The sequence below is a fragment of the Caulobacter sp. P1_B12_2 genome, from assembly GCF_056406675.1.
This window is the reverse complement of sequence record NZ_JBFTZS010000330.1, coordinates 1-5,364: the sequence shown is the minus strand read 5'-3', so window position 1 is coordinate 5,364 and position 5,364 is coordinate 1. Positions and strand designations below refer to the sequence as shown.

7 protein-coding genes and 1 pseudogene are annotated in these 5,364 nt (G+C 68.7%); 2 read left to right on the top strand and 6 right to left on the bottom strand.

What is annotated here, in order from left to right; genetic code table 11:
• The 3 genes and pseudogenes from AC1DZ6_RS18260 to AC1DZ6_RS18250 form a co-directional block, all read right to left on the bottom strand.
• Window positions 1-271: pseudogene (locus AC1DZ6_RS18260) on the bottom strand (signal protein PDZ); the annotation flags it as partial.
• A 102-nt stretch (window positions 272-373) separates the two neighbouring features.
• Complete coding sequence (locus AC1DZ6_RS18255; protein WP_477098562.1) at window positions 374-922, bottom strand: helix-turn-helix transcriptional regulator; 549 nt, start codon at window positions 920-922, stop codon at window positions 374-376.
• 301 nt (window positions 923-1,223) lie between these two features.
• Window positions 1,224-1,376, bottom strand: a complete 153-nt coding sequence (locus tag AC1DZ6_RS18250) for a hypothetical protein (protein ID WP_477098561.1) — start codon at window positions 1,374-1,376, stop codon at window positions 1,224-1,226.
• Between the two features lie 201 nt (window positions 1,377-1,577).
• Between AC1DZ6_RS18250 and AC1DZ6_RS18245 the strand changes: the two genes are divergently transcribed.
• The gene (locus AC1DZ6_RS18245; RefSeq protein ID WP_477098560.1) at window positions 1,578-2,669 is read left to right on the top strand and encodes a PA0069 family radical SAM protein; all 1,092 of its coding nucleotides are present in this window, start codon (window positions 1,578-1,580) and stop codon (window positions 2,667-2,669) included.
• On the opposite strand, the gene AC1DZ6_RS18240 is transcribed toward AC1DZ6_RS18245, so the two are convergent.
• Window positions 2,666-3,328 carry an HAD-IA family hydrolase gene (locus tag AC1DZ6_RS18240; RefSeq protein WP_477098559.1) on the bottom strand — a complete coding sequence of 221 codons (663 nt, stop codon included), beginning with the start codon at window positions 3,326-3,328 and terminating at the stop codon, window positions 2,666-2,668. The genes AC1DZ6_RS18245 and AC1DZ6_RS18240 overlap by 4 nt on opposite strands.
• Window positions 3,329-3,417: 89 nt before the next feature.
• On the opposite strand from AC1DZ6_RS18240, the gene AC1DZ6_RS18235 reads away from it, so the two are divergent.
• Complete coding sequence (locus tag AC1DZ6_RS18235) at window positions 3,418-3,903, top strand: glycosyltransferase (RefSeq protein WP_477098558.1); 486 nt, start codon at window positions 3,418-3,420, stop codon at window positions 3,901-3,903.
• Here the strand turns inward: AC1DZ6_RS18235 and AC1DZ6_RS18230 are convergent.
• Both AC1DZ6_RS18230 and AC1DZ6_RS18225 read right to left on the bottom strand, forming a co-directional pair.
• Window positions 3,900-4,238: a hypothetical protein gene (locus tag AC1DZ6_RS18230; protein ID WP_477098557.1), complete on the bottom strand. Its 339-nt coding sequence runs from the start codon at window positions 4,236-4,238 to the stop codon at window positions 3,900-3,902. The two genes, AC1DZ6_RS18235 and AC1DZ6_RS18230, sit on opposite strands and share 4 nt — an antisense overlap.
• Before the next feature lie 36 nt (window positions 4,239-4,274).
• Window positions 4,275-5,364 (bottom strand): lytic transglycosylase domain-containing protein (locus tag AC1DZ6_RS18225; RefSeq protein ID WP_477098556.1); only part of this gene is annotated, 1,090 nt, incomplete at its 5' end.

Sequence of the window (5,364 nt, the reverse complement as noted above, 5' to 3'; positions counted from 1 at the left end):
CCTGGACGCGCTTGCCGTCGTTGAGCGTCAGCACCACCTCGCGGGCCTCGGTGATCAGGTAGCCCATGGTCAGCACCAGGCCGCTTTCGCTGATCACCACGCCGTTGCCCAGCCGCTCGGTGCCGAGAATGCGCGCCGTGAAGGCGTCGTCCGGAACGCGGGATTCCAGGGCGACGACCGAGGACAGCGCGTGATCAAGGTCGAAAGCATAGGCGTTGGCGGCGGGGCGCAGCCGCGCTTCGACCTCATGCCCTTGGAACGGTGAAGACAAGTCGATCTCCTCTAGGAGATTCCAATCTGGGGCGCGGCGAGCGCTGAACAAGAGGGCCCTGACAACAGGGGTTCGAGCAAGGAAAAGGTCGCGGCAGCGCTGTCAGGCCGCCAAGACGGCGAGGTCGGTCGGGCGTTCAAGGCGGCTGCGACGCCAGCGGCTGGGGGGCTGGCCCACCAGCCCGCCGAACGACCGGCAGAAATGGGCCTGGTCGGAGAAACCGCAGGCCAGCGCGATCTGGGCCAGGTTGTCGCGCGTGGTCAGCATCAGCTGCTTGGCCCGGGCGATGCGCTGTTCGATGATGTAGCCCTTGGCGGACCGGCCGAAGCTTTCCTTGAAGGCGTGGGAAAAGTAGCTGGGGCTCAGGCGAACCGCCGCGGCCACATCCCGGACCTGCAGGTTGCGGTCGCTGTGCCGGTCGATGAAGTCGGTCGCCGTGCGCACCTGCCAGGGGGCCAGCTTGCCGGTCTGCTGGTCGCGAGTCAGGCGCTGGACCTCGGCTTCGAGGATCTGGCTGGCGCGCTGCACCAGTTCACGCGCCGCGTCGGGGTCCCGGTCGAAGGCGCGCGAGGCGGCGGTGACCAGGCGGGCCAGGATCAGGGTCTGGTCGCGAGGCAGGGTGTAGGCCTGGTTCGCGCTCGTGGAAGTCATGTCCAGCTCGCCGCCTCTTCAGGAGACCTTCCGTGCTGCTCACGGCGGGTCCAGTTTCGATTTTGCTAGCATTGGCCACTCGCCGCCGCAATGGCATGGAGTGTAGCTTTCTTGCCCTTAAGCTTCGAATGCCGTGATGCTGCACGGTGTACTGTCATTTTTCGTGACTTCCGGGATCAATTTCTGATCTGAACCGGTGTTTTTGAAGTTTTGGTACGCTGTTTCGAGAAACGGGGGTTGGTTCAGGGGGAATCGAGCGTGGCGGCGGCGCGAATCCAAGACGCCGCCGCTCCGTTGTCGATCAGGTGTCGCCGTCGGCGATGTCGGCCAGGAGTCCATTGATCGGCTCCTCGTTGAAGCTGGTGACGTTGTGGCCGGCGTCGGTCACGCCGACCTTGGCGACGTGCGGCGCCTCGACTTCGGTCTCGGCCTTGTCGTCATGTTGGGTGGTCATGGGGGAGTTTCCCGATTGGAGGGCCGGGCGGCGGTCGCCCTGCGTGCCTCGCGATGACGTTGGCATGATCGCGATGAGCTGTCAGCCAAGCCAAAGATATCGATGGCCTGCGCCAAAGGGGCGCCTGGAAACTACGCGCCGCCGAGAACCGCGAGGCATTGTGTTCTTGAAATGTTCCATTTCGAGGTTCATGATCCGCCCATGGTCGCTCCCGCTAATCTTCCCGGTCATCCGCCGTCCAGCGCGCGGGGACGCGGGGCCAAGTCCAACCGAACCAGCCGCTTCGTGTCCCAGGTCAGCGAGGCCTTCGACGACGGCTGGGGCGAGGAGGAGGAGCCGGCCCAGATCGCCACCACGCTCCAGCCGATGAAGTCGCGGACCATCATCGCCCGCAACGACAGCCCCGACGTCGGCTTCGAAAGCTCGATCAATCCCTATCGCGGCTGCAGCCATGGCTGCATCTATTGCTACGCCCGGCCGGCGCACGCCTATCTGGGCCATTCGCCGGGCCTGGATTTCGAGACCAAGATCTATTTCAAGCCCGAGGCCGGCAAGCTGCTGGAACGCGAGCTGTCCAAGAAGGGCTATGTGCCCAAGGTCATCCATATCGGCGGCGACACCGATCCCTATCAGCCTGACGAGCGCCAACTGCGGGTGACGCGGGCGGTGATCGAGACCCTGGGCCGGTTTCGCCACCCGTTCACGATCATCACCAAGTCGGCGTTGATCACCCGCGACCTCGACCTGCTGGGGCCGCTGGGCCAGGCGGGGCTGGCGCGGGCGGCGGTGTCGATCACCAGCCTGGACCATCGGCTGTCGCGCAGCATGGAGCCTCGGGCGGCGACGCCGAAGCGAAGGATCGACGCCGTGCGTCAACTGACGGCGGCGGGCGTGCCGACCACGGTGATGTTCGCACCGTCCATCCCGTCGCTGAACGACCACGAGATGGAAGGCGTGCTCGAGGCCGCCGCCGCGGCCGGCGCCACCACGGCCGGCTATGTCGCCGTGCGCCTGCCGCTGGAGATCAAGGACCTGTTCGAGGAGTGGCTGGCGGCCGAGCATCCCGACCGCGCCAAGCGGGTCATGTCGCTGGTCCGCCAGATGCGCGGCGGCGCGGCCTATAGCTCGGAGTGGGGCAAGCGGATGACCGGCGAAGGCCCCGTGGCCGAGGTGATGAGCCAACGCTTCCACCTGGCGCGGACCCGGTTTGGCCTGGACCGCAAGCTGGAGCCGCTGGATCTGAGCCAGTTCGCCGTGCCGGCCAAGGCGGGGGATCAGCTGTCGCTGTTCTAGGTGGTCGCCAGGCGCAGGCCGTCCGCATCGGCCAGGACACGGACGCCTTCATAGTCTGCGAGGACGGCGTGAGGCGTCTCGAACGGATGGCGGTGTGTGGCGGTGATCACGACCAGATCGGCGCCGGCCGCTTCGCCGGCGATCAGACCGGCGGGCGCGTCTTCGAAGACCAGACAGTCAGCGGCCGCCACGCCGAGACGCTCGGCGGCCAGTTGGTAGCCGTCCGGGGCCGGTTTGCCGCGCGACACGTCCTCGGCCGTGACCAGGACGGCGGGGATGGGCAGGCCGGCGGCCTGGAGGCGTCGCAGGGCCAGTTCGCGCTGGGCGGAGGTGACGACGGCCCAACGGCCGGCCGGCAGGGCGCGCAGGAAGGCCTCCGCGCCGGGGATCGGGATCACGCCCTCGACGTCGGCGACCTCGGCCCGGAGGATCGCCTCGGTCTCGCCGGCGATGTCGATGTCCGCCAGGTTCTGGCGGCGGATCGTCTCCTCGGCGCGGACGCCGTGGATGGTGGGCAGGAAGGTTTCGACGTCCAGGCCATGGCGCCGCGCCCAGTCGCCCCAGACCCGCTCGGCCACGGCGATGGAATCGAGCACGGTGCCGTCCATGTCGAACAGGAAGGCGGCGTAGGCCTTGTCTGGAGTCTTTGTCGGGATCATGGGCGGCCTATGCCATGCTTCGCCGCCCCAAGTCTCACTTGGCCAAGTCTCGGCTTGACCTCCGCTCCGCCATGCCCTGAAGCAGGACCATGATCACCGTCGTCCTGCCCACCCACAACAGCGCCGCGCGCCTGGTCCACGTCCTGCCCCTGCTGGTGCCGGCCGCCGTCGACGGCCTGGTCAAGGCGGTGGTGTTCGCCGACGCCGGCTCGACCGACCCCACCTTGGCGATCGCCGAGGACAGCGGGGCGCGGATGGTGCAGGCGGCGGGCGATGTCGGAGCGCGTCTGGCGGCCGGCTGCGCGGCGGTCAGGAGCGCCTGGATCCTGGCGCTGGGCGAGGACCTGGTCCTGCCGGAAGCCTGGCGGACAGCCGTCGAGGCCCATCTGGCGGGCGGCGGCGGCAAGCCGGCCTGGATCGGGCAGGCGGGGCTGTTTGGCCTGGCGGGGCGTCCCTTGGCGGTGCTGGCGAAGCTGGAGGCCGTCGAGGCCGCCGGTGGCTTCAAGCCGGGCGGCGATCCGCTGAAGGCGCTGCTGGGGCGGCTGAAGCCGAGAGCCGTGAGGTTGCGGGTTTAGCCGTCACCCGCGATCTTCGGCGCGATGTCGCATGCCTGCCTCGCGGCTGCATAGTGCTGGCCGAACCGGAAGCGCGCCTTTTCTAGTGCGATGCGCGAGCCCACGACGCATTTGTGGCCGTCCGGTAGTCCGACGACGGTCTTGCTGCCGCCGAGATCGACCCAGGCGTTAAAGGGCGGCGCTCTTCGCGCGTCCTGAACATTGATGGCGGTGACGATGCCGCTGAGCGGAACGACGCGGCCCACGGGGTAAAAGAGGGCCAGGGCAGCGGCGAGTATGAGAACGACGACGAGCAGTCCCGCGCGTTCGCCATTGCGGACCCACCAAAACCGCAAGGAGTCCTTCAGTGAGGAAATCGAGCTTGGCAGGCCCTACTGATCCAACCTGAAATCGATCACCCGCGCGCCGCTGGCCACCGCGTCCAGGGTCTTGGTCTCGGCGCCCATCAGCTTGCGATAGGTCCAGTACGAGGCCATGACCTTTTCGACGTAGTTCCGGGTTTCCTGGGCCGGCAGGCTTTCGATCAGCAGCAGCGGATCGCAGTCGGCGCCGCCCAGCTGTTCCTGGACCTTGATCAGGGTGCCCGGGCCGCCGTTGTAGGCCGCCACCGCGCGGAACAGGTCGGGGCTCTGCAGGCCCCGGTCCATCAGCCAGGTGAAATAGTCCTGGCCGACCCGCAGGTTGAAGCTGGGGTCGAGCAGCGGGCTGGTGTCTGCCAGCAGCTTGTCGTCGCCGGCGGCGCGAGCGGCGGCGATCGGCATCAACTGCATCAGGCCCACCGCGCCGGCGCCCGACGTGGCGTAGGGGTCGAAGCGGCTTTCCTGGCGCACCAGGGCGTAGACCATGGCCTTGTCGATCGTGAAGCCGCCCTTGGGCTCCAGCGGGGGCAGGGGATAGTCCTCGCCGCCGACTCGCTTGGCCGCGCGCCCGGCGTTCAGCGGGGCCTTCTCGTTGAGCGCCAGGGCCAGGTCGGTCCAGTCGCCCCGGGCCTTGGGATCGTCGCTGGCCAGGGACAGGCCGGCGCGCAGCTCCTGGCCGGCCTCGGCCCAGCGGCCGATCTGGGCCAGGGCCGCGGCGCGGCGCGCGCGCGGGTCGGCGGCCAGCAGGCGGGCCAGCGAGACGGTGTCGGGGCCTTGGTAGGAAACCTTGTTCAGCAGGGCGGCGATCGGATCGTCCTGGGCCAGGGCCAGGCCGGACAGCGCCAGCTGGCGGGCGGCGATCATGCCGTAGAAGGTGTTGGGCGCGCGGGCGGCGGCGCCCAGCAGGTCCTCGACGTCGCGCGCCTGACCGCCGGACGCCGCCGAGCGCGCGGCCCAGAACGAGGCGGCCGAGCGCAGCCATTCGTCCTGTTTGTCGTCATCGGCGACGCGTTCGAAATAGGTTCGCGCCTGGGCGTAGGACTGTTGTCGGAAGGCGGCGAGGCCGGCGATCCAGGGCTCGCCGGCGCGGTCGGCCAGGGCC

Coding starts and splice junctions, on each gene's coding strand:
- AC1DZ6_RS18255 (WP_477098562.1), bottom strand. CDS start 922: ATGACTTCCACGAGCGCGAACCAGGCCTACACCCTGCCTCGCGACCAG.
- AC1DZ6_RS18250 (WP_477098561.1), bottom strand. CDS start 1,376: ATGACCACCCAACATGACGACAAGGCCGAGACCGAAGTCGAGGCGCCG.
- AC1DZ6_RS18245 (WP_477098560.1), top strand. CDS start 1,578: ATGGTCGCTCCCGCTAATCTTCCCGGTCATCCGCCGTCCAGCGCGCGG.
- AC1DZ6_RS18240 (WP_477098559.1), bottom strand. CDS start 3,328: ATGATCCCGACAAAGACTCCAGACAAGGCCTACGCCGCCTTCCTGTTC.
- AC1DZ6_RS18235 (WP_477098558.1), top strand. CDS start 3,418: ATGATCACCGTCGTCCTGCCCACCCACAACAGCGCCGCGCGCCTGGTC.